The sequence below is a fragment of the Comamonas sp. genome (genome assembly GCF_036666375.1).
Lineage (GTDB): Bacteria > Pseudomonadota > Gammaproteobacteria > Burkholderiales > Burkholderiaceae_C > Comamonas.
In genome coordinates this window covers 24,675-50,380 of record NZ_JAVWWA010000019.1, presented here as the reverse complement: position 1 = coordinate 50,380, position 25,706 = coordinate 24,675, and the positions used below count along the sequence as shown (strand labels likewise).

Here is a 25,706-nt window from a genome sequence, read left to right as displayed (position 1 = left end):
GCGCCCGCTGGCGCGGCGCGGCTCTCGGCAAAAACCTGGGCGGCGAGTGCCGCCGTGGCGGCCGCGGCAGCGCAGGCCACTGCGGCCAGGGCCTGGCGGCCCGTCAATCTTTTCATGGGACGCAGTCGGCTTACTCGGGTTGAACGATGTTCAGGCGGTCAATGCCCACGGCCTGGGCGGAGGCGGCGAGGTCCTTGCTCTGCTGGGTCAGGCTGTCGATCACGGCCTGGATCCTGGCGCGCGCCGGCGACGAGCGCTGGCCCTGTATGGCCTGGTCGAACGGCACGGGAATCTGCTGCGTGCCGGCCACCGACTTGCGGATATGCGTGGTGGTTTCCTGGGCCAGGGCCGCGTTCTTGAGCGCCACCCAGTCGCGCAGGCCCGGGCCGCGCAACAGGCTGCCGTCCAGACGCCGGTACTGGCCCAGCCAGACGTTCTCTATGCCCTTGGCGTTGGCAATCGCGTCGTTGTGGGTGTTGTCGGAGAAGCACGAGTGCTCGTCTTCCTGGTCCTGGCTGGCCAGTGCCACTTCCAGGCGTTCGCCCGCGAGTTCGCCGCGCGACAGCGAGCCCAGGCCGACAAAGATCTTGCGTATCGACTCATTGCCGCCGGCAACGAATTGCGCGCGGTAGTTGTCGGCGACGCCCGGCGCCCATGCGGCCTGGATCGATTGGAGGTCTTCAATCAGCAGGTCGGTGACAACTTGCAGGTATTGGCGGCGGCGGTCGGCATTGGGCTTCTTGCCGTCGATGAAGTCGGTGTGCGGGCGTGCGCCCGGGCCGCTGGCGCTCAGGTCCTGGCCCCACAGCAGGAACTCGATCGCATGCCAGCCGGTGGCGATGTTCTCTTCGCCGTCCTTTTCATTGAGCTCGGACAGCGCTTCGGCCGTGATCGGCTGGGCAGGGTCGTTGATGATGCCGGCGTCGTCATTGCCTTGCACATAGTCGACATACGACTCATCCATGGGCCAGGCGTTGATGCGGCCTTCGGGGCCGTCCTCGTTGTCGATGGGGCCGTCGTAGAAACGGAAAGCTTCGGTCTGGCCGTAGAAGTTGCGCGCGTGCAGCCAGGCCTTGCGGGCCGCGGCCAGCGTCTTCGCGCTGGGCTGCGCAATCAGGGCGTTGATGGCTTTTTGCATCGCCTGGGCCGATTGCAGCGAATCGCTGTAGCCGGCATGGACCAGCTGGGCGTAGTGACCGGCAACTTGCTCGACGCTGAGCGCGGACTGCTTGGCGGCAATGGGGGCAACGGGCTGGGCCAGGGGGGCGACCACGGGGGCGGCCGCGAGCGCAGCGATCAACAGCAGTTTATGCATATCTGAATGGGCAGGGCGCGCGGCCCGACGGTAATGGAACCTCAAATTGTAATGAGAATTTTTCTCATTGCTGTCGAATGACCGTCCTGACCCCGCGGCACCGATTCAGATCGGCGCGGCTTCGGTATCGAGCAATTGCTGCAGATGCGCCTGCCAGCCCGCGGCATTGCCCAGCCAGGGTGAGATATCCAGACGCTGGCCCACGCGCCGGCTGCTCGCGGCTTCGGTGTACTCGAGCAGGAAGGTCGGAAATCCCTGGCCGCCCGAAGCCTGCAGCCATTCGCGGCTTTGCTGGATATGGTCGGCGACGGCGTGGGCCAGCGCGTCCTGATATTGCGTGACAAAGGCCCGGCCATCGAGCCCCAGCTCCTGCGCCAGCGACTGCAGCACGCCCAGCGTGGAAATCTGCTGGCCTTCGACGTAGTGGGCGGTCTGGGCGCGCGCAAGCATTGCCAGGCCCAGGCCGGCCATTGATTCGGCGGCCAGCATCGCGGCGATCGGCGGCGTGGAGTCGAGCGTCGCGCCGATCTGGTTGAGCAGGCCGTTGTAGTAGGCGTCGCCAAACGGCTGGCCCGTGAGCGCGGCGATGCGCTCATCATGCGGCATCACATGCGCGCGCCAGTCGGGCGTGATGGTGCGGCGCGCCGCGCCGCTGAGCATTCCGCCCGCATGCCACTGCAGCTGCAGTCCGGGCAGGCGGCTGGCCGCGAGCAGCGGCGCGGCGGCATAGCACCAGCCGCACAGCGGATCGAAAATATAGTGCAGGACAGGGGGGGCGGCAGAGGGCATGGCGGCGGAAAGGTGAGCGTGCGGGATGCGCGCCAATGCTAAGCCTTCCAGCATGGCCAAGCATGGAATGCGACAATGGTCGCCCCTTGCGCGCGCTTGCGCCAAGCGCATTTGCGGCGTCCAGCTCGTATCGAGGCTCGATCACTGGCAGCCCATGCCGCCCTTCGAGGCGGCGCTTTCAGAAAGCCTCTCCCGTGTCCCATCGCTCTCCCGTACGCATCACCGACAAGCACCAGTTCCATACCCTGATCGATGCGCGCTCGCCCGCCGAATTCGCGCTCGACCATATTCCCGGCGCCATCAACTGTCCGGTGCTCGACGACGCCGAGCGCGCGACCATAGGCACGATCTACAAGCAGGTCAGTCCCTTCGAGGCCAAGCGCCTGGGCGCGGCCATGGTCTCGGCCAATCTCGCGCGCCATCTGCGCGAGACCTTCGCCGACAAGCCCGCCGACTGGAAGCCGCTGATCTACTGCTGGCGCGGCGGCCTGCGCAGCGGCTCCATGGTCACCTGGCTGCGCCTCGTGGGCTGGGATGCGCAGCAGCTCGCGGGCGGCTACAAATATTTTCGCCACCATGTGATGGCGCAGTTGGAACAGATGGTGCCGCAGCTGCAGTTGCGCGTGCTTGTCGGGGCGACCGGCAGTGCCAAGACGCGCGTGCTGCATGCGCTGGCCGCGCAGGGCGAGCAGGTGCTCGATCTCGAAGGCCTGGCACGCCACAAGGGCTCGCTGCTGGGGCAACTGCCGGGAATTGCCCAGCCGTCGCAAAAAGCGTTTGAGACCGGACTGGTCGATTGCATGGAAGCGCTGGATCTCACGCGCCCTGTCTACATCGAAGGCGAGAGCCAGCGCATAGGCCGCATCACGCTGCCGCTGGGCCTGGTCGAGCGCATGCGCGACGCGCCCTGCATAGAAATCGAAGCCACGGCCGAGGCCCGCCTTGACTATCTGCTGCGCGACTACGCCTATCTGGGCGAGGACGCGCAGGCACTGTCGGCGCAGCTGGGCCGGCTCAAGGAAATGCAGGGCAATGTGATTGTCGCGCGCTGGCAGGCCTGGGCGCAGGAGCAGGCCCTCGCGCCGCTGTTCGGCGAACTCATGGCGCTGCATTACGATCCGCAGTACGAGCGCTCGCAGGCGCGGCATTTTCGCGGCTGGGAGCAGCGCGCGCGCATCGGCTGCGCGGATCTGAGCGACGCCGGCATTGCGCGGCTCGCACAGCAGGTGGCCGCCGTGGCGCCAGCGCGCTAGCCGCAGAGACACTCCCAGACTTCGACGGCAAAAGGATAGAGCGACACCAGCAGCAGGCCGGCCATGGTGCGGTTGAAACGGTGGATGGCCGCAGGCGAGCGCAGCCTGCAGGCCACGCATTGACCAAACAGGGTCCAGGCGCTGATGCTGGGGAAACTCACCAGTACCAGCAGCGCGCCGGCCAGCAGCAGGTGCAGAAGATAGCCGTCGCGCGGCGTATAGGTGGCGGCGATGCCCACGGCCATCACCCAGGTCTTGGGGTTGATCCACTGCAAGGCCAGGCCTTGCCAGAAACGCAGGGGCTGGCGCGCGGTCCGCTGCTTGCCCGCGTTGCCAGAGCGCGCAATGCACCACGCCAGCCAGACCAGATAGGCCGCGCCAAAATACTTGAGCGCAGTGTGCAGATGCGGCACGCGGTCGAACACCGTGCACAGGCCGCAGCCCACCACCACCAGCATCAGGGCTGCGCCCACGCTCACTCCCAGGATGTGCGGCAGGCTGCGTCGGTAACCGAATGCCGCGCCTGACGCCGCCAGCAACAGATTGTTCGGCCCGGGCGTGATCGAGTAGGCGAAAGTGAACATGAGCAGCGGATAAAAAGCAGATGCGTTCATGGCTGAGTCCATTCAGGGTGAATCGGCGTGGTGTCCTGGCCTGCGGGCTAGGAAAACCGGCGTAACCATGTCATGCTATTGACTATTGGTAAATTAATATCGATACAGTTAATTAATAATGCGGGCTGACTGGCCTGTGCCGAACACCATGACACTTGACCCAAGAAAGGCGAGCGAGCTCGCCCGCACGCAGGGGCCGCGAGGGTGCGGCTGGCAACCGTTGCGCGATTCGCCGCTGTCGCTGGTGGAGCAGTTGATCGCGCATGTGGTCGAGCTGATAACCAACCAGGGGCTGGGCCCGGGAATGCGCTTGCCGTCGGTGCGCGTGATGGCCGAGGCGACGGGCCTGAGCCGTTGCACGGTGGTCCAGGCCTATGGCCGGCTCGAGGCCCAGGGTCTGGTCGGGTCGCGCCGCGGCGCGGGTTTTTTTGTCTGTACCCAACCCGTGCAGGCACCTTGCCGTTCAGGCGATGCCTGCGACGTCGCCGGGCCGCTGGCGTTCGACAGGGCCTTTTTGCTGCGCAGCATGTTCAGCGGTCCGTGGCGCGGCGCTGCCTCCGCTGGAGCCGGGCTGCTGCCGGCGCACTGGCTCGACGCCGACATGCTGGGCGCAGCGATCCGCAGCGTGGGCCGCACGGCCGGCACGAGCCTGCTGAGCTACGGCACGCCCCATGGCTACCGGCCGCTGCGCCAGCAGATCGCGACGCAGTTGCAGTCCCAGGAAGTGCCGGCCCACCCTGACTTGCATCTGATGACGGTCGCGGGCGTCACCCAGGGGCTCAATCTGGTGGTGCGCAGCCTGCTGCAGCCCGGCGACACGGTGCTGGTCGAAGACCCGGGCTGGTTTCTGGTCCATGGTTTGCTGCAGGCCCAGGGTCTGCAGGTGGTCGGCGTGCCGCGCCGCCATGACGGCCCCGATCTGGCTGGGCTGGCGCAGCTGGCCGAGCAGCACCGGCCGCGCATGTTCATCATCAACACCGCCGTGCACAATCCCACGGGCTCGACCTTGTCTTTGGGCGTAGCCCATGAAGTGCTGCGCATCGCCGAGCGCTTCGACTTTCTGCTGGCCGAGGACGATACCTTCGCCGATTTCCATCCGGGCACGCCGGTGCGCCTGGCCGCGCTCGACCGGCTGCAACGCGTGCTGCTGATCGGCGGCTACGCCAAGACGCTGGGCGGCGGACTGCGCGTGGGTTACATCGCGGGACATGAGGCCTTGATGCGCCGGCTGGTCGACGCCAAGCTGCTGGGCAGTCCGACCTCGCCGGAACTCGGTGAGCAGGTGGTGCACCGCATCCTGGCCGACGGCCAGTACCGCCGCCATGTCGACCGGCTGCGCGAACGCGTGAATCAGGCACGCGGGCGCTGTCTGTCCCAGCTCGAGGCGCTGGGCTGCCGTGTGGCACAACCGCCGCATGCGGGTATGTTCGTCTGGGCCGACTGCGGCCGCGATTCCGAAACGCTGGCGCGCGAGGCCGTGGCGCTGGGACTGCTGCTTGCCCCCGGCATGCTGTTTTCGCCCCAGTGCGCACCCAGCCGCATGGTGCGCGTACCCGTTCCCATGGCCGACGACCCGCAGGCATGGAGCCTTTTCGCACAGGCGCTGGACCGCGTGGCGCCTTGAGATCTGCGCCTGCTGACCGCCGTTTACTTGCGCACGACCAGGGTCAGCAGCGCCGAAGAATCCTCGAGCGCGCTGACCGCATGCGCGACGTTGCCTGGCAGATGCAGCAGCTGGCCGGCGTGCAAGGCATGCTGCTGGCTGTCGATGTCGACCTGCAATCGGCCTTCAAGACAGTGCAGCACCAGCCCGCCCGTGACCTTGTGCGCAGGCATGCGCTTGCCCGCATGCAGCACCATGCGTATCACTTCGAGATCGTCGGATTTGAACAGCGCCACGGATTTTTCGTCTGCCAGCCGCGCACCGTAAGGATGGACGTCGACGGCCTGTGCGGGCAAGGCGTGGGGAATGGCCATGGCGTGCGCTCCATAAGGGGGATGGGGAAATTCTGGCGGTTCTTGCGCCAATCGGCAAGAACCGTGTGATCAGGCGTACCTGCGTCCCCCCGGATGGTCAATCCACTTTCGCGCTGATGACCGTGCCGTCCACGGGATTGACTTTGATTTCCATGCGCTGGCCGGCCGCGGTCAGCACATCGACGGCAATCACGGCCCGGCCCCAGTCGTTGCCCAGCTCGACATCGACGGCCGTTCCTGGCGTGTGCTTGAGCGCGGCGTCCAGCGCCTGCTTGAGCGTGATCTTGCTGGCGTCGAGGCGCTTCCTGTCCTTGGACGATGCCGAGCCCTTGTTCTTGTGCTGCTGCGCCGCGCCCGTGCCCGCGTTGACATGCACCTCGACATGGTCGCCCTGGGTCGTGATGAGGTCCACGTCGAAGCGCGGCGAGCCATCGTCGATGTCGAGCTGGGCATCGAAAGCGCGGCCCGGAACGGCCTTTTCGGCTGCGTCTATCGCCTGCGACAGCGACAGCCGGGTCTGCTGCAGCGCGGCCTGCCACTGGGCCGGCGATTCGGCGTAGACGGGAGCACTGACGCTGCCCATGACAACCATGCTGATCAGGCTCAGGCCGCCGGCGCGCAGGGCCGAGGCAATGGCGGAAGGTTGCAGGTATTTCATTCAGATTTCCTTTCGGGCAAGAATGCTGCGCGGTGCGCGCAAAAAGTGGCGCCATCCTGGGTGGGGCCGTCTTGATTTTCCAGGACGACCCCTGCGAACAGATGTCAGGGCAGGCGCTGCGCGCCGTGCCGGAACGCAACCTGCATTGTTGCCCATTCACGCGCCTTGCGGCAAAACCGCGGTGCGCGTCGTCGCCGTCAGCCCGCGCGCTTTTGCAGGCTTTGCACGATGCTCGAGAAGTCAAGCCCGCCATGGCCGGCCATCGAATGCATCGCATACAGCGAGCGCGCCAGGGCGCCCAGCGGCGTGGCGGCCTGCACCGCGCCCGCGTTTTCCTGCGCCAGGCCCAGGTCCTTGAGCATCAGGTCGGTGCCGAAACCGCCCGCATAGCCCTTGCTGCTCGGTGCATTCTCCTGCACGCCGGGCCAGGGGTTGTACTTTTCCAGCGCCCAGTTGCCGCCCGAGCTGCGGCGCATGATTTCGGACAGCACCTGCGGGTCCAGGCCGTTGGCCACACCCAGCGCAATCGCTTCGCTGGTGCCTATCATCAGGATGCCCAGCAGCATGTTGTTGCAGATCTTGGCTGTCTGGCCCGCGCCCACATGGCCGGCGTGGAAGATGTTGCTGCCCATCTTCTCGAGCACCGGACGCGCGCGTTCGAGCTGGGCGGCGCTGGCGCCGACCATGAACGTCAACGTGCCGGCAATCGCGCCGCCCGTGCCGCCCGAGACCGGCGCATCGATGAAGTCGATTCCCGCGGCGTTGGCGGCGGTCCCGACCTGCTGGCTGGTCGCCGCGGCAATGGTCGAGGAGTCGATCACCAGCGTGCCTGCAGCGATATGCGCGAGCAGGCCACCTTCACCCGACGCTCCGAGATAGAGCGACTGCACATGGCGGCTTGCGGGCAGCATGCTGATCACGACCTCGGCGCCTTGCACCGCGGCTTCGGCGCTCGCGGCAATGGTCAGGCCCGCGGCAGCGAACTTGTCGCAGGCCTGTTGGGACAGGTCGAAGGCGGCGACGCTGTGGCCGGCTTTTTGCAGATTGACGGCCATGGGGCCGCCCATGTGGCCCAGGCCTATGAATGCGATGTGCATGTTTGTCTCCTCTTGTGGTGATTGGAAATTTCAGTCTTCGGTGGTGGTGCGCGGTTTGCGCTTTGGCGTGGCGCGGGCCTGGGGGTTGTAGGCCAGCGCTTCGCCGAGCCAGAACTCCCACTGTTCGCGGCGCGCATAGCCATCGGGTTCGATGAAGAAATAGCCTTGCATGCCGCCTCCGGGCGACAGTTCGCGCACGCCGGGCTGCTCGGCGAATTCGTCATGGCGCGAAGGCGGCAGGCGCACCAGCAGCTCGTCGCGCCTGACGCCCAGGCAGATCTTGCCGTCGACCATGAAGCACAGGCAGCCGAACATCTGGCGCTCCTCGACGTCGCTGCGCGCATCGAGCGCCTGGCGCAGCGCGGCCGTGAGGCCGGGGGAAAAAGCGTCGGGATCGCGCGCCATCGCAGGGCTTTCAGCGGATCACGTCGGGCGCGTCGGCTTCGAGCATGCGCCGCGCGATGATCACGCGCATGATTTCGTTCGTGCCTTCGAGAATCTGGTGCACGCGCGCGTCGCGCATCAGCCGCTCGAGCGGGTATTCGCGAATGTAGCCATAGCCGCCATGCAGCTGCAGCGCCTCGTTGCAGACCATGAAGCCGGCGTCGGTGGCAAAGCGCTTGGCCATCGCGCAGTAGGTCGAGGCATCGCGCGCGCCGGCGTCGAGCTTGCTGGCTGCCAGGCGCACCATCTGGCGCGCGGCAACGAGTTCGGTTGCCATGTCGGCGAGCTTGAACTGCAGCGCCTGGAAGCTTGCCAGGCTCTTGCCGAACTGGCGGCGCGCGTGCAGATGCGCCTGGGCCTGGGCCAGCGCGCCCTGGGCCGCGCCCACCGAGCAGCAGGCGATGTTGATGCGCCCGCCGTCCAGGCCCTTCATCGCGATCTTGAAGCCTTCGCCTTCGCTGCCCAGCAGGTTTTGCGCGGGCACGCGCACGTTGTCGAAATGGATCACGCGCGTGGGCTGGCTGTTCCAGCCCATTTTTTCTTCCTTCTTGCCGTAGGTGATTCCGGGCAGGTCGGCGGGCACGGCAAACGCGCTGATGCCGGCCGCGCCCGAGCCCACGGCGCCGGTGCGCGCCATCAGCACCAGCATGTCGGTGCTGCCCGCACCCGAGATGAAGGCCTTGCTGCCGCTGATGCGGTAGTGCTCGCCTTCGCCGTCGGTGGCGCGTTCGGCGCGCGTCACCAGCGCGGCCGCGTCCGAGCCCGCGCCCGGTTCGGTCAGGCAGTACGAGGCCAACTTGGCGCCGCTGGCCAGCTGCGGGCCCCATTCCTCGCGCACCGCGTCCTGGGCCCAGGTGCCCAGCATCCAGGTCGCCATGTTGTGGATGGTGATGAAGGCCGTGGTCGAGGGGTCCACGGCCGCCATTTCCTCGAACACCAGGGTTGCGTCCAGCCGCGGCAAGGCCAGGCCGCCCGCGTTCTCGGGCGCGTACAGGCCGCAAAAGCCCAGTTCGCCGGCCTTGGCAATGGCTTCGCGCGGAAAGTGGCCTTCGGCGTCCCAGCGCGCCGCATGCGGGGCGAGTTCGGCCAGCGCAAACTGGCGCGCGGTGTCGGCAAAAGCCTGTTGTTCGTCGCTGAGTTCAAAGTCCATGGGTATTCCTATTGTTGTGCGGGCGCCTCGCCGGTCTGCAGCCAATGCATGAGGGCCGCGCGGCGCGCTTCGGTGGCCTGGCGCAGGCACTGGTGGTAGCGCGCAGGCCAGTCGGCCAGGGCCTCCTCGCGCGCATGGCTGGTCTTGCAGGCCGTGATGCGCTGGCGCGTCCAGGCTGTCTGGTCGCGGCGCAAGGCCGGGCGCTCGTGCGCCGACAGCGCGCGCATCACGTCGCCATACAGAATGGTGTTGGCGGTGTCTGCGGCCTGGAAGTCGAGCACGGCGCAGGCATTGCGCGCGCCGGCGTCAACCGAGGCTCGCTCGCAGGCCGCTCCGGCCTGGGCCTGGCTGATGCCGGGGGCCAGCGCCGCGAGCAGCGCCAGCGCCGCGGCGCCGAGAAGGGAAGGGGAAGACAAGGCATTCATGCCGCCATCATCCCAGCCTTGGGGCTGCCTTCAGTGCAGATTGATGGTGGTGTTGACGCGCGCCGCCGTGGTGCTGTCATCGAACCAGCGCGCGGTCACGGTCTTGGTCTGGGTATAGAACAACACGACCTGCTTGCCGTAGGGGCCCAGATCGCCGAGCTTGGAAGCGCGGCTGCCGGTGAACGAGAACATGGGCACGGGCACGGGAATCGGCACGTTGATGCCGACCTGGCCGACGTCGATCTCCTCCTGGAACTTGCGCGCCGCCGCCCCTGACTGCGTGAAGATGGCCGTGCCGTTGCCGTTGGGATTGGCGTTGATCAGGGCAATCGCGTCGTCCAGCGTGTCGGCGGCCATCAGGCACAGCACCGGGCCGAAGATTTCCTGGTCGTAGATCGCCATGCCGGGCTTGACGCCGCTGAAGATGGTCGGGCCGACGAAATTGCCGTTGGCATAGCCTTCCACGGTGGGCTTGCGGCCATCGAGCTCGAGCTTGGCGCCTTCGGCCTCGCCGCGCGCGATCAGCCCTTCGACGCGCGCCAGCGCCGCGCAGGAAACCACGGGGCCGACATCGGTGCCGGCCTCGACACCGGCGCTGACTTTGAGCGTGCGCGCCTTGGCGACCAGTTCGGGAATCCAGTTCTGCGCCTCGCCCACGAGCACGGCGGTGGAGACCGCCATGCAGCGCTGGCCGGCCGCGCCAAACGAGGCGCCGGCGAGCGCATTGAGCGTCTGCTCCTTGTTCGCATCGGCCAGCACGATGGCGTGGTTCTTCGCGCCCATCATGCATTGCACGCGCTTGCCGGCCAGGCTGGCGCGGTTGTAGACATGGGTGCCGACCTGGGTAGAGCCGACAAAGCTCACGGCCTTGATGTCGGGGTGGTCGCAGATGGCGTTCACCGCGTCTTCACCGCCATGGATGACGTTGAGCACGCCCGCGGGCAGGCCGGCTTCGACGGCCAGTTCGCACAGGCGCATGGTGACCATGGGGTCCTGCTCGGACGGCTTGAGCACGAAGGTGTTGCCCGTGGCGATCGCCATGGGGAACATCCACAGCGGAATCATCGCCGGGAAGTTGAACGGCGTGATGCCCGCGCACACGCCCAGCGGCTGCAGTATGGAATAGGTATCGACGCCATTGGCGACGTTGTTGGCCAGCTCGCCCAGCTGCAGGTTGCCTATGCCGGCCGCGTGCTCGACGACTTCGAGGCCGCGGAACACATCGCCTTCGGCGTCGGCCAGGGTCTTGCCCTGCTCGGCGGTGAGCAGCGCCGCGAGCTCGCCCATGTTCTCGCGTATCAGCTGCTGCAGCTTGAGAAAGATGCGCGCGCGCGTGCCTATGGGCGTCTTCTTCCAGGTCGCGAACGCCTTCTTGGCGCTGCTCACGGCCAGGTTGATTTCCTCGGGCGTGGCGAACGGCACGCGCGCCAGCACCTGCTGGGTCGCGGGATTGACCACGTTGCGCCACTGGGTGGTGCGCGATTCGACCAGTTGGCCGTCAATCAGCAGTTTGACCGTGGGGGCGAGGACTGCGGCAGCGGTAGGGGCGTTCATGACATGGTCTCCGGTGTAGTAAGAAATTTTCCAGCGATGGACTATGCTAGCTGTGCGAAATTCATAGGGCAATATCGGTTTGTGCACTTTCGCTTTGCAAAAATGCACAGGCCGCGCAGGCCGCGCCAGCGCTGGATTGCGCGTATTCATTAAGGGTTTTCATGGACTGGGAACATCTGCGTTATTTCGCCGCCGTGGGCCAGCACGGCAGCCTTTCGGCCGCGGCGCGCGTGCTGCAGGTCGAGCACAGCACGGTCGCGCGCCGCATCCAGGCGCTGGAAAAAAGCCTGGGCCAGGCGCTGTTCACGCGCGAGGCCGGGGGCCTGCGGCCCAGCGAGGCCGGGCGTGCGCTGCTGCCCGCCGTGGAAGCCATGGCCCAGGCCGCGCGCGGCATAGAGCGCAGCGTGGACCAGGCCGCCACCTCGGCCGAAGGCCCGAGCGGGCTGGTGCGCGTGGGCACGACCGAAGGGCTGGGAACGACGCTGCTGGCCGGCAAGCTGGCCGCATTGACCTGCAGGCATGCGCAGCTGTCGGTCGATCTGCTGGCGCTGCCGCGGCTGCTGCACCTGTCGCGGCGCGAAGCCGACATCGTCATTTCGCTCGAACGCCCCAAGCGCGGCGCCGTGGTCGTGACGCGACTGGCCGACTACGACCTCTATCTCTACGGCGAGCGCGAATACCTCGCGCGCCGCCCGCTGGTGCGCGAGACCGCCGACCTGCGCCACCATGCGTTCGTGCACTATGTCGACGACCTGCTGTTCACCAAGGAGCTGCAGCTGATCGACAGCCTCTACCAGCCGCAGCGCTACGCATTTCGCAGCACCAGCATCACGGCGCAATACGAAGCCGTGCGCGCCGGCGCGGGCCTGGGCGTGCTGCCCGCGTTTCTGGCCGACCGCGACCCGCGGCTGGCGCGCGTGCACCAGCCCCAGGCGCGCTTCACGCGCACGTTCTGGATGTCCATGCCCCAGGAAGGCCAGTCGGTGCCGCGCATCCAGGCCGTCTGGCGCTGGCTCAAGGAGACGCTGAAGGAGGAGGCGCAGCGGCTGCAGCCGCCGCAGTGAATGCAGCGCCTGCCCCTGGATGCCTCTGCCCTTCGACACGCTCAGGGCGAACGGAGTTCGCTGCGACCTCAGTCCAGACTGATATTGGCCTTTTGTATCAACAGCTTGTACTGCGTGGCCTTGCCCTTGGCGAACTGGTCCATCTGCGCCAGCGGCCAGGTGATGGGCTGGAAGGCAAAGGTGGCGAACTTCTCCTTGACCTCGGGGTCCTGCAGCACGGCAACCACGTCGGCGTGGATCTTGTCGCGCACCGCGGGTGCGATCCCCTTGGGCGCGAGCAGGGACACAAAGGAGTTCACGTCGAGTTCGGCCGGGCCGCCCGATTCGGCGACCGTGGGCACGTCGGGCATCTGCGGATTGCGCTGCGGGCTGGCCACGGCCAGGTAGCGCAGTTTGCCCGCGCGGTAGATGCCCTGGCTTGAAGGAATGCTGGCAAAGCTCCAGGCCGGATCGCCATTGGCGACCGAAGTGAACAGCTGGCTGACTTCGCGGTAGGGCACGTGGGTCATCTTGCTGCCCGTGAGGTAGTCGAGCCATTCACCGCCCAGATGGCCGGGGCTGCCCACGCCCCAGGAGCCGTAGCTGATGCGGCCGGGCTCGGCCTTGGCGGCCTTGATCAGGTCGGCCATGTTCTTCCACGGCGACTGCGTGGGCACGGCAACGAAGAACGGCGTGAGAAACAGCGGCGCAACCGCGTTGAAATGCTTGAGCGTGTCGAAATTGCGCTTGGCGTAGAGATAGGGCAGGGCCGAGACATGTTCGCTGTCGAGTTGCAGCAGCGTATAGCCGTCGGGGTGGGCGCGGCGCACGGCCTCGATGGCCACGAAGCCGCCGCCGCCGGGGCGGTTTTCCACCGTGACCGGCTGCTTCCAGCGCTGGCCCAGCTTCTGGCCCACAAGGCGCAGCACGGCGTCGGGGCCGCTGCCCACGGCAAAGGCCGTGATCACATTGACCTGCTTGGTGGGGTAGGGGGCGGTCTGCGCCGATGCCCAGCCCGCTGTGGTCAGCAGGGCGGCAGCGACCAGTGCCGGTGTAGAAGGAACAGTTTTCAAGTTTGTCTCCAGATGGAAGAAAAGGCCCCGTGTCTCCGGGGCTTGCGGGATTCGATGGTGTCAGCCGGCGGCGTCGGGCTGGGCCAGGGGCGCGGCCCGGGCAAAGGCCGGCAGGCGCGCGCAGGCCGCGTCGACGGCGCTGATCAGCGGCCAGGCGCCCATGTCCACGCCAAAGCGGCGTGCGCTTTCGACCTGGGGCACGAGGTAGGCGTCGGCCAGCGTGGGCGCGCCGCCGAAGCAGAAGTCGCCGCGTTGACTGTCCTGGGCCAGCAGCGCTTCGAACGCGTCGAAGCCCGCGCTGATCCAGGTCGCGCACCAGGCGTTCACCGCGGCTTCGTCGGCGCCGAACTGCTGGCGCAGGCGCATCAAGATGCGGCGGTTGTTGATCGGGTGCACGTCGCAACCGATCAGCGCCGCGAGCGCGCGCACCCGCGCCCGGGCCGCCGCGCCCTGGGGCAGCAGCGCGGGCGTGGGATGGGTTTCCTCCAGCCATTCGATGATGGCCGGCGACTGGATCAGCACCTGGCCGTCGACATCGAGCGCGGGCACCAGACCCTGGGGATTGACGGCCTTGAAGGCCGCGCCCTGGTTCTCGTCGACGCGCAGGTCCACGGGAATGTAGTCGGCGCTCAGGCCCTTGAGGTTGAGCGCGATGCGCAGGCGGTGCGAAGTGCCGCTGCGAAAGAAACTGTAGAGTTTCATGTGCTTTACTCGGCTGCGCCCACGGTCAGCGCCACGCTGCCCACGCCTTCGACGCTGCCCGCGATGCGGTCACGGGGCAGCACCGCGCCCACGCCTTCGGGCGTGCCGGTGTAGATCAGGTCGCCGGGCTGCAGGTGGTAGAACAGCGACAGGTCGGCAATGATTTCGCGTATGTCCCAGATCAGCTTGTCGACATTGGACTGCTGCTTGACCTGGCCGTTGACCGACAGCGCGATCGCGCCGCGATCGATCACCACGCCTGGCATGGGCACGATTTCGCTGGCCACCGACGACTGCTCCACGTCCTTGCCCAGGTCCCAGGGGCGGCCCTTGTCGCGCGCCACCAGCTGCAGGTCGCGCCGCGTCATGTCGAGGCCGCAGGCATAGCCGTAGATGTATTCATGGGCCTGTTCGGCGGCAATGCGGAAACCCGGCTTGCCGATCGCCACCACCAGTTCCATCTCGAAGTGGTAGTTGCTGGTCTCGGGCGGGTAGGCGACGGTGGCGCCCGATTCCACCAGCGTCGACGGCGCCTTGGTGAAATAGAACGGGCGCTCGACGCTCTTGTCGACCGGGCGGCCCATCTCGACCGCATGCGCGTGGTAGTTGCGGCCCACGAAGAACAGGCGGTGGATGGGCAGGCGCTGCTCGCTGCCGCGCACCGGCAGGGATTGAACGGCGGGCGGAGTCCAGAGGTAATTGGTGATCATGAAAAAGTCTTTCGAAAAATGCAGGGCGTGCGGCGTTCAGCCGCGCACTTCGTAAATCCCCAGCTTGCGGTGCAGCGGCGCCTCGTCGGCGACAAACAGGAACGCGGCCTGGGTGCTGGAGGCATTGCGCAGCGTGATCGCCGCCCAGCCCGGCGCGCAGCAGGTGTCGGATTCGGCCAGGCGCCAGTCCTGGTCCATCACGGCAATCAGCGCGCCGCCTTCGATCACATGGAACACCGTGGCCGGCGAGCGCGCGGGCAGCTGCAGCGTCTGGCCCGGGCGCAGCATCAGCGCGTAGAAGCCCAGGATGTTTTCGCAGTCGGCGCCGGTCTCGGGGTTCACATAGGTGACCTGCACGCAGTCGAGTGCGGGCTGGTCGTCGGCCAGCGCCAGCAGCGCGGCGCGCGCGTCGGCCCAGGGATAGCGCAGCATCGGGTACTGCCGGCTGCTGCGCTCGAATACCTTGGTGGGCGCGACGCCGCCGCGCGCATAGGCGCGATCGCCGCGGCCGGCCAGCGTCTGCTGGCGCGGGCCGTCGACGTGGTAGGTGGCTTCCATGTAATAGACCAGCGGCAGGTCCAGCACATCGAGCCAGACCACGGGCTGGTCGCCGTCGTGGCCGTGTTCGTGCCACAGGCCCGTGGGCGTGAGGATCAGGTCGCCGCGCAGCATCGGGCATTTCTCGCCGTCCACGGTGCTCCACGCGCCTTTGCCTTCGACCACCATGCGCACGGCATTCGGCGTGTGGCGGTGCGAAGGCGCCCATTCGCCGGGCAGCAGCAGCTGCATGCCCAGATAGATGGCCGAGCTGGCCTGCATCTTCTCCAGCGTATGGCCCGGATTGGCCAGCACCAGCACGCGGCGTTCGGCCTTCTCGATGGGCGTGAGTTCGCCGGCCCGCAGCAGCAGCGGGCGTATGCTGTCATAGGTCCAGAGTATGGGCTGGGTGCGCGGTTTGGGCGTCAGCGGCGGCATCACGCTGCGCAGGCTGGGCCACAGCGGCACGAGGTTGTTGCGCACCAGCTCGTCGCGGTACTCCTGGGGCAGGTCTTCGAGGCGACCGAGTTCTTCCATGGTGTTCTCCTGGGATGGGTTCAGTCGGCGAGGCAGTGGTCGGCCTTCCAGCCGTACAGCCACTCCATGGCGTCGTAGAAGCGCTCGGGCGTGCGGCCTTTCCACAGGTCGTTGCGCACCAGGCGCTCCACGCCCCGGGCGTGGAAGATGCGGCCCATTTCGCGCGCCGACAGCACGACGCGCGCGGTGCGCGCAATGCGCGAGCGTTCGTAGAGCGCAAAGGCCTTGACGAAATCCTGGTCGCAGGCCTGGAGCGCTTCGCCCAGCGTGACCGCGTCTTCGAGCGCCATGCACGCGCCCTGGGCGATGTATTGCAGCGTGGGGTGGGCGGCGTCGCCCAGCAGCGTCGCGCGGCCGAAGCTCCATTGGCCTATGGGGTCGCGGTCAGCTGTTGCCCAGCGCTTCCAGCTCTTGGGCAGGTCGATCAGCTGGTGGGCGCGTGCGCAGCAGCTTTGGTAGTAGCTCTGCACTTCCTCGCGGCTGCCGTCGCGCACTCCCCATTCCTCGTTCTCGCGGCTGTGGAAGGTCACGACCACGTTGTATTGCTCGCCGCCGCGCAGCGGGTAGTGCACCAGGTGGTAGTTGGGGCCTACCCAGATGCTGGCCGCGTTCCAGCGCAGGTCCTCGGGAAAATCCTCTTTCTCGACCACGGCGCGGTAGACCACATGGCCCGAAACGCGCGCGTTGTCGCCCACGTACTGCTGGCGCACGGCCGACTTGACGCCGTCGGCGCCGATCAGCGCCTGGCCCGTGAAGGACCGGCCGTTCTGGTCGTGCACGGTCACGCGGTCCGCATGCTGTTCGACGCGGGTGATGTGCGTGCCGGTGACGGTCTCTATCGCCGACTGCGCGCGTGCGCCTTCGAGCAGGGAGGTGTGGATGTCGGCGCGGTGTATCACCGCATAGGGGTTGCCGAAACGCTGGCGAAACGCCGCGCCCGTGGGGATGCGGCCGACCAGGGTCTCGTCGAGCGCGTCGTGCATCACCATTTCGTCGGTGTAGACGGCCCTGCCGCGCGCCTGTTCGCCAATGCCCAGCGCATCGAAAGCCGCGAATGCGTTCGGCCCCAGCTGTATGCCCGCGCCGATCTCGCCGAGCTGCGGCGCCTGTTCCAGCACCTGCACCGCATGGCCCTGGCGCGCCAGGGCCAGCGCCGCGGCAACCCCGCCTATGCCGCCGCCGACCACCAGGACGGGCAGGGCGGAAGATGATTTCGTCGTCATGGAGGCCACTCTTTCTTCGAAGCTTGCGTGATGCCAATCCGCATCAAGGTCGTGGCGATTGGCGTCTTGCGATTAATCAACAGTATGCTGACGATCAGTGTAGTGTTTATATTCGCTGCGGCGAAATGGGTGAAAACCCTGAGTCGCTGAATTCGGGTTTTGCATACGGCAAAGCGCCGCCGCACCCCTAAACTTGGCTGCTATGACAACTTTCAGTCCTGAAGAACTTGAACTGCTTCCTGGCTTCCATATCCGGCGGCTGCAACAGATTGCCGTGGCGGTTTTCATGGAGGAAACCCAGGACTTCGCGGTCACGCCCGTGCAGTTCGCGGCGCTGTCGGCGGTGCTGCGCCAGCCCGAGATGGACCAGCGCTCGCTGGCGCGCTTCATTGGCTTCGACACCTCCACCATAGGCAGCGTGATCGACCGGCTCGAAGCGCGCGGCTTCATGGTGCGCAATGCCAGCAAGACCGACAAGCGCGTGCGCCTGCTCACCGTGACCCCGGCCGGCGTCGACCTGCTCAAGGCCGCCCAGCCCGCGGTCATGCGCGCCCAGCAGCGCATGCTCGATCCGCTGCCCGTGGAGCAGCGCGCGCTGTTCATGCAGATGGTCGCGCAGATCAACCACGAAAACGAAGGCCGCAACCGCGCTCCCAGTCTTGCGGCCGGCAGTGCGGCGGCGAAGTTCACGGAGTGAGGCGCTGCCCGGCCTTGGCGCGGCCGCAGCGCGCAGGCACAATCAGATCCTCTTCATTTCCAAGGTGAACGCATGCTTGTGACGACCACTCCCAACGTTGAAGGCCGGCCCATCACCCGTTATCTGGGCATCGTTGCCGGTGAAGCCATCCTGGGCGCGAACGTTTTCAAGGATTTGTTCGCGGGCATACGCGACATCGTGGGCGGCCGCTCTGCAACCTACGAGAAGGAACTGCAAAAGGCCCGCCAGGTCGCGCTGCAGGAAATGCAGGAGCAGGCGCAAAAGCTCGGCGCCAATGCCGTGGTGGGGGTCGATCTGGACTTCGAGGTGCTGGGCCAGGGCAATGGAATGCTGATGGTCTCGGCCAGCGGCACGGCCGTGGTACTGGGGAATGAAGGCGCTGGGCGCTGAGCGCGCGAAAATCCGCGAAAATCGCGGGTTGAACGCATTCTTCAATGCACAGAAAGGTTTTCATGAGCGACTCCACCCAAGCCCCTGCGCTGCCCGACCACCTCTCCATCGACCCCAGCAGCCCGCACCATGTGGCCGCGGTGTTCGAGCATGACATCGGCATCCGCTTCAACGACAAGGAGCGTTTCGACGTCGAGGAATACTGCATCAGCGAAGGCTGGGTGCGCGTGCCCGCGGGCAAGACACTGGACCGCAAGGGCCGTCCGCTGCTGATCAAGATCAAGGGCAAGGTCGAGGCCTTCTACAAGTAAGCGCTGTTGCGCCTTCCTTGAACCAGCGCCTTCGGGCGCTTTTTTTTTCAGTCGCAGGCCTGCAGCGCATCGCCCAGCGCGCTGACCAGGCGCTCGATCTCGGCCTGGCTGCTGATGAACGGCGGCGCGAGCTGGATGGTGTCGGCGCCATAGCGCACGTAAAACCCCATCTCCCAGCACTTCATGGCGATCTCGTAGGGCCGGCGCGCGGGCTCGCCGGGCAGCGGGTCTATGGAAAAACCCGCGGCCAGGCCGAAGTTGCGAATGTCCAGCACATGCCTGGCGCCGCGCAGGCCGTGGACCGCATTCTCTAAATGCGGCGCCATGGTCTTGACGCGCGCCGGCAGGTCTTCCTGCTGCAGCAGATCAAGCGTGGCCAGCGCGGCCGCGCAGGCCACGGGGTGGGCCGAATAGGTGTAGCCATGGGCGAACTCGACCAGGTATTCGGGCCCGCCCGCGGCCATGAACGTGGCGTAGATCTCCTTGCTGGCGACGCAGCCGCCCAGCGGCTGCACGCCGTTGGTGACCTGCTTGGCGAAGTTCAGGATGTCGGGCGTGACGCCGAAGACCTGGGCCGCCGTCCAGCCGCCGCAGCGGCCGAAGCCGGTGATGACTTCATCGAAGATCAGCAGAATGTCGTGCTGCGTGCAGATTTCGCGCAGCCGCTGCAGATAGCCCGCCGGCGGAACCACCACGCCGGCCGAGCCCGAGAACGGCTCGACGATCACCGCCGCAATGGTGCTGGCATCGTGCAGGGCAATGATGTCCAGCAGCCGGTCGGCGAGCGCGCGGCCGTCGGTCGCGGGCAGGCCCTTGTGGAAGCCGCCCGGCGGCGGCTGGGTATGCGGCAGGTGATCGGCCTCTATGCCCTGGCCGAACAGCTTGCGATTGCCCGCGATGCCGCCCACCGAAATGCCGCCGAAGTTCACGCCGTGATAGCCTTTTTCCCGGCCTATGAGCCGCGTCTTGCCCGCCTGGCCCTTGGCGCGCCAATAGGCGCGCGCCATCTTGAGAGAAGTGTCGGCGGCTTCCGAGCCCGAGCCCGTGAAGAACACATGGTCCAGGCCCTGGGGCATCAATTCCTTGATACGGTTGGCAAGCGTGAACGCCGCGGGGTGGCCGAACTGGAAGGCCGGCGCATAGTCGAGCTGCAGCGCGGCCTGGCCTATCGCCTCGGCGATCTCCCTGCGGCCATGGCCCAGGCCCGAGCACCACAGGCCCGAGAGGCCGTCGAAGATCTCGCGGCCCTGGGCATCGCGCAGATACGCGCCCTGGGCGCCGACCACCATGCGCGGCCTGGCCTTGAAATTGCGGTTGCCGGTGAACGGCATCCAGTGGGCATCGAGCCAGGCCGCATCCATGCGGTGGGCGGTGATATCGGCGAAGTTCATGCGCGCTTTCAGTGGACAGTGCGGGGGCTAGCGTGCCAGCACTTGCGGTCACTGTCCAGCCGGACTAGGGCTTGTCTGAAAGCGCCAGGCAGCGCGCGAGCACGGCCGCGGCCTGGTCCAGCCTGGGGCCGGGGCGCGAGACCAGATCGACCTCGGCTGTGCTGAGCGTGCAGATGCGGCCGCTGCGCACCGCATCGATGCTGCGCCAGCCCGGGCGCTGGACAAACGCGCTGGCCGGCGTTTCGGGCGTATGGATGATGATCTGCGGATTCTGGCGCACGACATATTCGGGCGACAGCCGCGGGAAGGGCCCGAGCGCGGGCGCGACGATGTTGCGCGCGCCCAGCCGGGTCAGCAATTCGCCGATGAACGAGGTGCTGCCGGCAGCATACGGCGTGGCGTCGACTTCGAAATAGACGCTGCGGCCCGCATGGGCGCGCGCCGACTGCGCGACGCGCTCGACTCCGTCCTGCAGGCGCGCGTTCAGCGCCTCGGCGCGCTGCTGCTGCAGCAAGGCGTCCAGCGTGCGCCACTGTGCGCGCATGCCCGCGATATCGTGGGCGTCGAGCGCGAGCACGGGGATGCCGAACTGCGCGAGCTGGGCCATCAGCGGCGGCGAATAGGCCAACAGCACGACGTCGGGCCGCAGGCGCACGATGGCTTCCACGGACGGCGCGGAAGACTTGCCCAGCCGCGGCAGCGCCGCGATCTCGGGCGGGTGGTTGGAGAACGCATCGACGCCGACCAGGCGCGCGCAGGCGCCGAGCGCGCACAGCGACTCGGTGACCGAAGGCAGCAGCGACACGATGCGCTGCGGCACCCGGGCGAATTCCACCGTGCGGCCCTGGGCATCGCGCACGCCGTACGCCAGCGCGGGCGCGGTCGCAGCCAGCAGCACGCAGGCCGCGAGCAGCCAGGGCGCGAGGCGCGCGCTCAGTTTGCGGGCGCCCATTTCACGCTGACGAACAGGGTGCGGCCCGCGTTGGCATAGCCTTTGGTGGGCGCATAGTCGCGGTCGGCAACGTTGTTGACGCGTGCCAGCAGCGACCAGTCCTTGGCCAGCTGGTGCTGGGCATAGAGGTTGACCACGCCATAGCCGCCCAGGCTGGCCGAGTTCTCGGCATCGACAAAGCGTGCGCTGTAGAGCTGGGCTTCGGTGCCCAGCGTCCAACCTGCAAGCTGGGTGTCGGCCGAGAGCTTGAGCATGCGCTTGGAGCGGTAGGGCAGCAGCCTGCCGTTCTCGAGGTTCTTGGGGTTCAGGAAGTCCAGCGACAGTCCCAGGTTCATGCGCTCCAGGCGCGTCGAACTGGTGAGTGTCAGGCCCTTGAGCTCCACGCTTTCCCAGTTGCGGTAGCAGTTGCAGGCCGGCGAACTGGTGAAGTCATAGGTGATCTGGTTCTTGATCTTGTTGCGATAGGCGACGGCCGACAGCTGCTGGTTACCCGTGTTGTAGTGCAGACCGGTTTCGACATTGGCGCTGCTTTCGGGCTTGAGATCCGCCGCGGCCTGGCCCGTGAAGCGCTCGTAGAGCGTGGGCGTGCGAAAGGCCGTGCCCGCCGACACCACCCAGCGCAGGCTGTCATTGAGCTGCAGCCCATAGCCCAGGCCGCCCGTGGTCTTGCTTTGCTGCTCGCGCACGCGGTCGTGGCGCACGTTGGCGTCGAGCTGGTGCCGGCCGCTGGCATAGCGCCAGCCGGCCGACAGCGAGTTCTGCACGCGCTTGCTGTCGGTGTTCTGCGTCCAGGCGTAATCGGTGTTCAGCCGGTCCTCGCGGCGCTCCAGATCGATGTTGACGCGGCTGTCACCCAGCTTCCACTGGTTCTGCAGCAGGTAGTTGCTGCTGCGGCCGTCGTTGCCTTCGGGGGAATCGGTGAAGCGCCGGATGTCGCTGCGCGCCTGGCCCAGCTGCACCACGCTCTGGTAGGTATCGCTCCAGGCGGCCTGCCAGCGCAGCGTGCCCGAGGTGTTCTTCACGCGGTCGTAGTCGTCGAACGGCGCGGCGCTCTGGTCGTATTGCGCCTTGAGGCGGTTGTGCTGCAGGCGCGTGTCGATCTGGTGAATGCCTTGCCTGTAGCCCGCGTTCAGGCCCAGCGAGCTGTTGCTGTAGCCATCGCGGTCGGGGTTGGGCGTCCAGGGGTTGCCCGGGTTCACGTCGAAACCGTCGCTGCGCTCGTCCGCCACATGCAGGCCATAGCTCCAGCCGTTGCCGCCGCCTTGCAGTCCGGTGGAAATCTTGGAGGTGCCCAGGTTGCCCAGGCCGGCTTCGGCGTATGCGCGCAGCGGGCCGTCGCCGCGGCGCGTGAAGATCTGCACCACGCCGCCCATTGCGTCCGAACCGTAGATGGCCGCGGCCGGACCGCGCAGTATCTCGATGCGTTCGATCTGCGCCAGCGGCAGCGCGGCCCACGCTGCGCCGCCCTGCAGTTCCTGGCTGTTGAAGCGCACGCCGTCGACGAACACCGCCGTGTGCTGGTTGCCCATGCCGCGCAGGAACACCGAGGTGGTCTGGCCCGGGCCGCCGTTGCGCGTGATCTGCACGCCAGGCACCTGGGCCAGCAGGTCGGCGACGCCCGTGGCGCCACTGCGCTCTATGGCCGCGCGGTCGATCACGCTCATGTCGGCGGTGACGGTGCGCAGCGGCTGGGCTTCGCGCGCAGCCGTGACCACCAGGGTGTCGAGCGCGGAGCCGGTCTGCGCCCAGGCCGGCGCGCACAGTGCCATGGCGGCAAACGCGCAGGCGTGCAGTCGCACCGCAGCGCCGGTGTTCGGTCGAAAGGAAATAGTCATGAAGGATTACCAGTTCGCGCCCGCGACCCCGCCGGCGCTTCACTCACAAGGTTGCCGCGCATGCAGCAACCGCCTTGTTGGCCGGTATCCAGACTGGTGAATCACGCACATCGCCTTCCCGGCGGCTGCGCCAGTGGCTTGTCGATGCGCGCCGGCCCGAATGTTCGGGCCGCTTCACTCACTGTTGCGGGGGCAGTACAGGCTGGAGCGATGCATTGCGCATCGCCGCCCTGTTTCCCGTTTAACGGCCCGGCAAGATTTGCCGGGCCAGCACCAACGCGGTGATTCTAATCGGCGCTGTCAAACGGACAGCCGCAGCGCCGTGACGATGGCCACGCCTATTGCCAGATTGGCCGCGACCCAGACGCGGATGCTGGCCAATGCCTTGCCGCCTGCGGGCCAGTCGGCGGCCTGCACCGCGCGGTCCAGGCGCTTGAACAGCGCAAAGCGGATATGGCCGAAGATGCCGGCCATCACCAGGCCCAGCGCGGTCATGACTTTCCAGGCCAGCGGCATCTGGAACTGCAGTTCGGCCTGGTCCGCCATGTGATAGACCGAGGCGACCATGCCCGCGCCCGACAGCAGCACCACGGCCACGGTCACCAGCATGGCCGCGAAGAAGCGCTGCAGCACGTTGTGCATCAACGGCACGCGCTGCGCGGGCGCCAGCGACTGCACGGCGGGGCGCAGGAAGAAGTGGGAGAACGCCATGCCGCCCAGCCAGACGATCACGGCCAGCAGATGGATGTATTTCAGGGGGGCGAACAGCATGGGACAGGTCTCAGATCAGTGCCGCGTTCTTTCGCTCCTCGGCCTGGCAGGCCGCGGCGGTGAAGATCACGTCGGTGGAGGAATTCAGCGCGGTTTCGGCCGAGTCCTGCAGTATGCCAATGATGAAGCCTATCGCCACGACTTGCATCGACACATCGCTGGAAATGCCGAACAGGCTGCAGGCCAGCGGAATCAAGAGCAGCGAGCCGCCGGCCACGCCCGCGGCGCCGCAGGCGCAGACCGAGGCCACGACGCACAGCAGGATGGCCGTGGGAATGTCGACCACGATGCCCAGCGTATGCGCTGCGGCGAGCGACAGCACGCTGATGGTGATGCTGGCGCCGGCCATGTTGATGGTCGCGCCCAGCGGAATCGCAATGCTGTAGGTGTCTTCGTCAAGGTTCAAACGCTTGGCCAGGGCCAGGTTGATCGGAATGTTGGCCGCCGAGCTGCGCGTGAAGAACGCCGTCACGGCGCTTTCGCGCAGGCACATCAGCACCAGCGGATAGGGGTTGCGGCGGATCTTGGCGAACACGATCAGCGGGTTGACCACCAGCGCGACAAACAGCATGCAGCCGACCAGCACCGTCAGCAGGTGGGCGTAGCCCAGCAGCGCGGCCATGCCGGCGTCGGCAAACGTTGCCGCGACCAGGCCGAAGATGCCCAGCGGCGCGCAGCGGATCACGCCCTGGATGACGAGCGTGATGGCGTTCGACAGGTCGCCCAGCAGCTTGCGCGTGCTTTCGCTCGCATGGCGCAGCGCCAGTCCCAGGCCCACGGCCCAGACCAGAATGCCGATGTAGTTCGCGCTCAGCAGCGCGTTGACCGGGTTGTCGACGGCGCTGAGCACCAGCGCCATCAACACTTCCTGCACATTGCCCGGCGGTGTGACGCCCGTGGCCGCGGTCTGCAGCACCAGCGTCGAGGGGAACAACATGCTCGCGAACACGCCGACGATAGCCGCGGCCAGTGTGCCGACGACATACAGCCACAGCACGGGGCGAATCAGCGTCGAGTCTCCGGGGCGGTGGTTGCTGATCGAAGCCATCACCAGTATCAGCACCAGCACCGGGGCGACGGCCTTGAGCGCCGAGATGAACAGCTTGCCCAGCAGCCCCACACCGGGCGTGGCCGCCGGGAAAAGAAAGGCAAACGCAATACCGGCAATCAAGGCCAGCACGATTTGCGTCACAAGGCTGGTGCGCTGCATCAGGTGCAGCAATGGCTTGAAGATCATGGAATAAAGAAGAACGAATGGGGCCGAGGGAGCAGGGCGCTGCGGCATGCCGGACGCGGCAGCACGGGCAGCCGTGCCGCGGGAGCCGGGAGTTTAAGCGCTGGGCAAAACCCCGCCCCACGGCAGGATGCTAGGCGGCATGCGGCCTGGCAGCGTAGTTAGCAACAGCATTGGCGCCGATTTGTCGCTTTCGATGCCACCGGGAATGTGCCGGGCATGGGCTTGGGTCGATAATCGAAGGCTATGTCGTCCCCCAAAGTTCTCTTCGGCTTCCACGCCGTAGGCGTGCGTCTGAAGACCGCGCCGCAATCCATCGTCGAAATCTACTACGAGGCTTCGCGCCGCGACGCCCGCATGCGCCAGTTCCTGGACCGTGCGCGTGAAGCCGGAGCGCGGCTGATCGAAGCCGACGGCGAACGCCTGGCCAAGCTTGCCGGCAGCCACGGCCACCAGGGCGTGGCCGCGCGCGTCGAGCCCACCAAGCAGATCACCTCGCTTGACGAGCTGCTCGAAAACCTCGAGGAAAGCGGCGTGAAGAACCCGCTGCTGCTGGTGCTCGACGGCGTGACCGATCCGCACAACCTCGGCGCCTGCCTGCGCGTGGCCGACGGCGCGGGCGCGCACGCGGTGATCGCTCCCAAGGACCATGCGGCCGGCATCAACGCCACCGTCGCCAAGGTCGCCAGCGGCGCGGCCGAGACCGTGCCCTATTTCATGGTGACCAATCTGGCGCGCACGCTCAATGAGCTCAAGGAGCGCAACATCTGGATCATCGGCACCAGCGGCGATGCCGACAAGAACATCTACCAGATGGACCTCAAGGGCCCGGTCGCGCTGGTGCTGGGCGCCGAAGGCGATGGCATGCGCCAGCTCACGCGCAAGACCTGCGACGAGCTGGTGAGCATTCCCATGCAGGGCGCGGTCGAAAGCCTCAACGTGTCGGTGGCCAGCGGCGTGTGCCTGTTTGAAGCCGTGCGCCAGCGGCTGGCCGCCGCCTGAA

At 67.0% G+C, this 25,706-nt stretch carries 26 protein-coding genes, 1 pseudogene and 1 riboswitch; of the genes and pseudogenes, 7 read left to right on the top strand and 20 right to left on the bottom strand.

All coding sequences use genetic code 11. The features are described from left to right. Window positions 1-130: 130 nt before the first annotated feature. Window positions 131-1,315, bottom strand: a complete 1,185-nt coding sequence (locus tag RR928_RS07200) for an imelysin family protein (protein WP_332539145.1) — start codon at window positions 1,313-1,315, stop codon at window positions 131-133. 105 nt (window positions 1,316-1,420) lie between these two features. After that, window positions 1,421-2,104 carry a DsbA family protein gene (locus tag RR928_RS07195; RefSeq protein ID WP_332539147.1) on the bottom strand — a complete coding sequence of 228 codons (684 nt, stop codon included), beginning with the start codon at window positions 2,102-2,104 and terminating at the stop codon, window positions 1,421-1,423. A gap of 194 nt (window positions 2,105-2,298) precedes the next feature. Between RR928_RS07195 and mnmH the strand changes: the two genes are divergently transcribed. Next, window positions 2,299-3,357, top strand: coding sequence for a tRNA 2-selenouridine(34) synthase MnmH (gene mnmH / locus RR928_RS07190; RefSeq protein WP_332539148.1), 1,059 nt, complete (start codon window positions 2,299-2,301; stop codon window positions 3,355-3,357). On the opposite strand, the gene RR928_RS07185 is transcribed toward mnmH, so the two are convergent. Continuing rightward, window positions 3,354-3,971, bottom strand: a complete 618-nt coding sequence (locus RR928_RS07185; RefSeq protein WP_332539150.1) for a LysE family translocator — start codon at window positions 3,969-3,971, stop codon at window positions 3,354-3,356. The genes mnmH and RR928_RS07185 overlap by 4 nt on opposite strands. Window positions 3,972-4,119: 148 nt before the next feature. Between RR928_RS07185 and RR928_RS07180 the strand changes: the two genes are divergently transcribed. Next, window positions 4,120-5,595, top strand: a complete 1,476-nt coding sequence (locus tag RR928_RS07180) for an aminotransferase-like domain-containing protein (RefSeq protein WP_332681955.1) — start codon at window positions 4,120-4,122, stop codon at window positions 5,593-5,595. 23 nt (window positions 5,596-5,618) lie between these two features. Here the strand turns inward: RR928_RS07180 and RR928_RS07175 are convergent, their stop codons facing one another. From RR928_RS07175 to RR928_RS07145, 7 genes and pseudogenes are all read right to left on the bottom strand, one after another. After that, window positions 5,619-5,948, bottom strand: coding sequence for a cupin domain-containing protein (locus RR928_RS07175; protein WP_332539152.1), 330 nt, complete (start codon window positions 5,946-5,948; stop codon window positions 5,619-5,621). Window positions 5,949-6,045: 97 nt separating this feature from the next. Further along, entirely contained in the window at window positions 6,046-6,606 is a 561-nt protein-coding gene (locus RR928_RS07170) for a PepSY domain-containing protein (protein WP_332539153.1), read from the bottom strand. A gap of 197 nt (window positions 6,607-6,803) precedes the next feature. Beyond that, a pseudogene (gene mmsB, locus RR928_RS07165) lies at window positions 6,804-7,706 on the bottom strand (3-hydroxyisobutyrate dehydrogenase); the annotation flags it as partial. 27 nt (window positions 7,707-7,733) lie between these two features. Next, the gene (locus RR928_RS07160) at window positions 7,734-8,108 is read right to left on the bottom strand and encodes a TfoX/Sxy family protein (RefSeq protein WP_332539155.1); all 375 of its coding nucleotides are present in this window, start codon (window positions 8,106-8,108) and stop codon (window positions 7,734-7,736) included. 10 nt (window positions 8,109-8,118) lie between these two features. After that, window positions 8,119-9,297, bottom strand: coding sequence for an acyl-CoA dehydrogenase family protein (locus RR928_RS07155; protein ID WP_332548795.1), 1,179 nt, complete (start codon window positions 9,295-9,297; stop codon window positions 8,119-8,121). Between the two features lie 8 nt (window positions 9,298-9,305). Next, window positions 9,306-9,722 (bottom strand): lysozyme inhibitor LprI family protein, encoded by a 417-nt coding sequence (locus RR928_RS07150; protein ID WP_442881622.1) that lies wholly within the window; start codon window positions 9,720-9,722, stop codon window positions 9,306-9,308. 30 nt (window positions 9,723-9,752) lie between these two features. Next, entirely contained in the window at window positions 9,753-11,276 is a 1,524-nt protein-coding gene (locus RR928_RS07145; RefSeq protein WP_332548792.1) for a CoA-acylating methylmalonate-semialdehyde dehydrogenase, read from the bottom strand. 161 nt (window positions 11,277-11,437) lie between these two features. Here RR928_RS07145 and RR928_RS07140 point away from each other — a divergent pair, with 161 nt between their 5' ends. Further along, window positions 11,438-12,340, top strand: a complete 903-nt coding sequence (locus RR928_RS07140; RefSeq protein ID WP_332681948.1) for a LysR family transcriptional regulator — start codon at window positions 11,438-11,440, stop codon at window positions 12,338-12,340. Window positions 12,341-12,408: 68 nt separating this feature from the next. Here the strand turns inward: RR928_RS07140 and RR928_RS07135 are convergent, their stop codons facing one another. From RR928_RS07135 to RR928_RS07115, 5 genes are read right to left on the bottom strand one after another with little or no spacing between them, the layout of a single operon-like run. Next, complete coding sequence (locus tag RR928_RS07135) at window positions 12,409-13,392, bottom strand: Bug family tripartite tricarboxylate transporter substrate binding protein (RefSeq protein WP_442881903.1); 984 nt, start codon at window positions 13,390-13,392, stop codon at window positions 12,409-12,411. Between the two features lie 60 nt (window positions 13,393-13,452). Continuing rightward, a complete protein-coding gene (gene maiA, locus RR928_RS07130; RefSeq protein WP_332538831.1) occupies window positions 13,453-14,094 on the bottom strand; it encodes a maleylacetoacetate isomerase in 642 nt (213 codons plus the stop codon). 5 nt (window positions 14,095-14,099) lie between these two features. Then, the gene (locus RR928_RS07125) at window positions 14,100-14,804 is read right to left on the bottom strand and encodes a fumarylacetoacetate hydrolase family protein (RefSeq protein WP_332681944.1); all 705 of its coding nucleotides are present in this window, start codon (window positions 14,802-14,804) and stop codon (window positions 14,100-14,102) included. 36 nt (window positions 14,805-14,840) lie between these two features. Further along, the gene (locus RR928_RS07120; RefSeq protein ID WP_332681942.1) at window positions 14,841-15,878 is read right to left on the bottom strand and encodes a cupin domain-containing protein; all 1,038 of its coding nucleotides are present in this window, start codon (window positions 15,876-15,878) and stop codon (window positions 14,841-14,843) included. A 20-nt stretch (window positions 15,879-15,898) separates the two neighbouring features. Further along, the gene (locus RR928_RS07115) at window positions 15,899-17,101 is read right to left on the bottom strand and encodes a 3-hydroxybenzoate 6-monooxygenase (protein ID WP_332538827.1); all 1,203 of its coding nucleotides are present in this window, start codon (window positions 17,099-17,101) and stop codon (window positions 15,899-15,901) included. A 202-nt stretch (window positions 17,102-17,303) separates the two neighbouring features. Between RR928_RS07115 and RR928_RS07110 the strand changes: the two genes are divergently transcribed. The 3 genes from RR928_RS07110 (at window position 17,304) to RR928_RS07100 (ending at window position 18,520) form a co-directional block, all read left to right on the top strand. Beyond that, the gene (locus tag RR928_RS07110; RefSeq protein ID WP_332538825.1) at window positions 17,304-17,798 is read left to right on the top strand and encodes a MarR family winged helix-turn-helix transcriptional regulator; all 495 of its coding nucleotides are present in this window, start codon (window positions 17,304-17,306) and stop codon (window positions 17,796-17,798) included. Window positions 17,799-17,870: 72 nt separating this feature from the next. Next, on the top strand, window positions 17,871-18,209 hold the full coding sequence (locus tag RR928_RS07105; RefSeq protein WP_332538824.1) for a heavy metal-binding domain-containing protein: 339 nt from the start codon (window positions 17,871-17,873) through the stop codon (window positions 18,207-18,209). 62 nt (window positions 18,210-18,271) lie between these two features. Beyond that, window positions 18,272-18,520 (top strand): DUF3297 family protein, encoded by a 249-nt coding sequence (locus RR928_RS07100; protein ID WP_332538823.1) that lies wholly within the window; start codon window positions 18,272-18,274, stop codon window positions 18,518-18,520. Window positions 18,521-18,567: 47 nt separating this feature from the next. On the opposite strand, the gene RR928_RS07095 is transcribed toward RR928_RS07100, so the two are convergent. From RR928_RS07095 to sstT, 5 genes are all read right to left on the bottom strand, one after another. Continuing rightward, the gene (locus tag RR928_RS07095; RefSeq protein WP_332681938.1) at window positions 18,568-19,911 is read right to left on the bottom strand and encodes an aspartate aminotransferase family protein; all 1,344 of its coding nucleotides are present in this window, start codon (window positions 19,909-19,911) and stop codon (window positions 18,568-18,570) included. Window positions 19,912-19,975: 64 nt separating this feature from the next. Beyond that, complete coding sequence (locus RR928_RS07090; RefSeq protein WP_332548788.1) at window positions 19,976-20,863, bottom strand: ABC transporter substrate-binding protein; 888 nt, start codon at window positions 20,861-20,863, stop codon at window positions 19,976-19,978. Beyond that, on the bottom strand, window positions 20,845-22,698 hold the full coding sequence (locus RR928_RS07085) for a TonB-dependent receptor domain-containing protein (protein ID WP_332681936.1): 1,854 nt from the start codon (window positions 22,696-22,698) through the stop codon (window positions 20,845-20,847). Before RR928_RS07085 ends, RR928_RS07090 begins: the two co-directional genes overlap by 19 nt. Before the next feature lie 62 nt (window positions 22,699-22,760). Further along, window positions 22,761-22,991: riboswitch (cobalamin riboswitch) on the bottom strand. Window positions 22,992-22,998: 7 nt separating this feature from the next. Further along, the gene (locus RR928_RS07080) at window positions 22,999-23,469 is read right to left on the bottom strand and encodes a CopD family protein (RefSeq protein WP_332538819.1); all 471 of its coding nucleotides are present in this window, start codon (window positions 23,467-23,469) and stop codon (window positions 22,999-23,001) included. A 10-nt stretch (window positions 23,470-23,479) separates the two neighbouring features. Further along, the gene (gene sstT / locus RR928_RS07075; protein WP_332548785.1) at window positions 23,480-24,706 is read right to left on the bottom strand and encodes a serine/threonine transporter SstT; all 1,227 of its coding nucleotides are present in this window, start codon (window positions 24,704-24,706) and stop codon (window positions 23,480-23,482) included. Between the two features lie 243 nt (window positions 24,707-24,949). On the opposite strand from sstT, the gene rlmB reads away from it, so the two are divergent. Next, complete coding sequence (gene rlmB, locus RR928_RS07070; protein WP_332538816.1) at window positions 24,950-25,705, top strand: 23S rRNA (guanosine(2251)-2'-O)-methyltransferase RlmB; 756 nt, start codon at window positions 24,950-24,952, stop codon at window positions 25,703-25,705. Window position 25,706 lies beyond the last annotated feature (1 nt).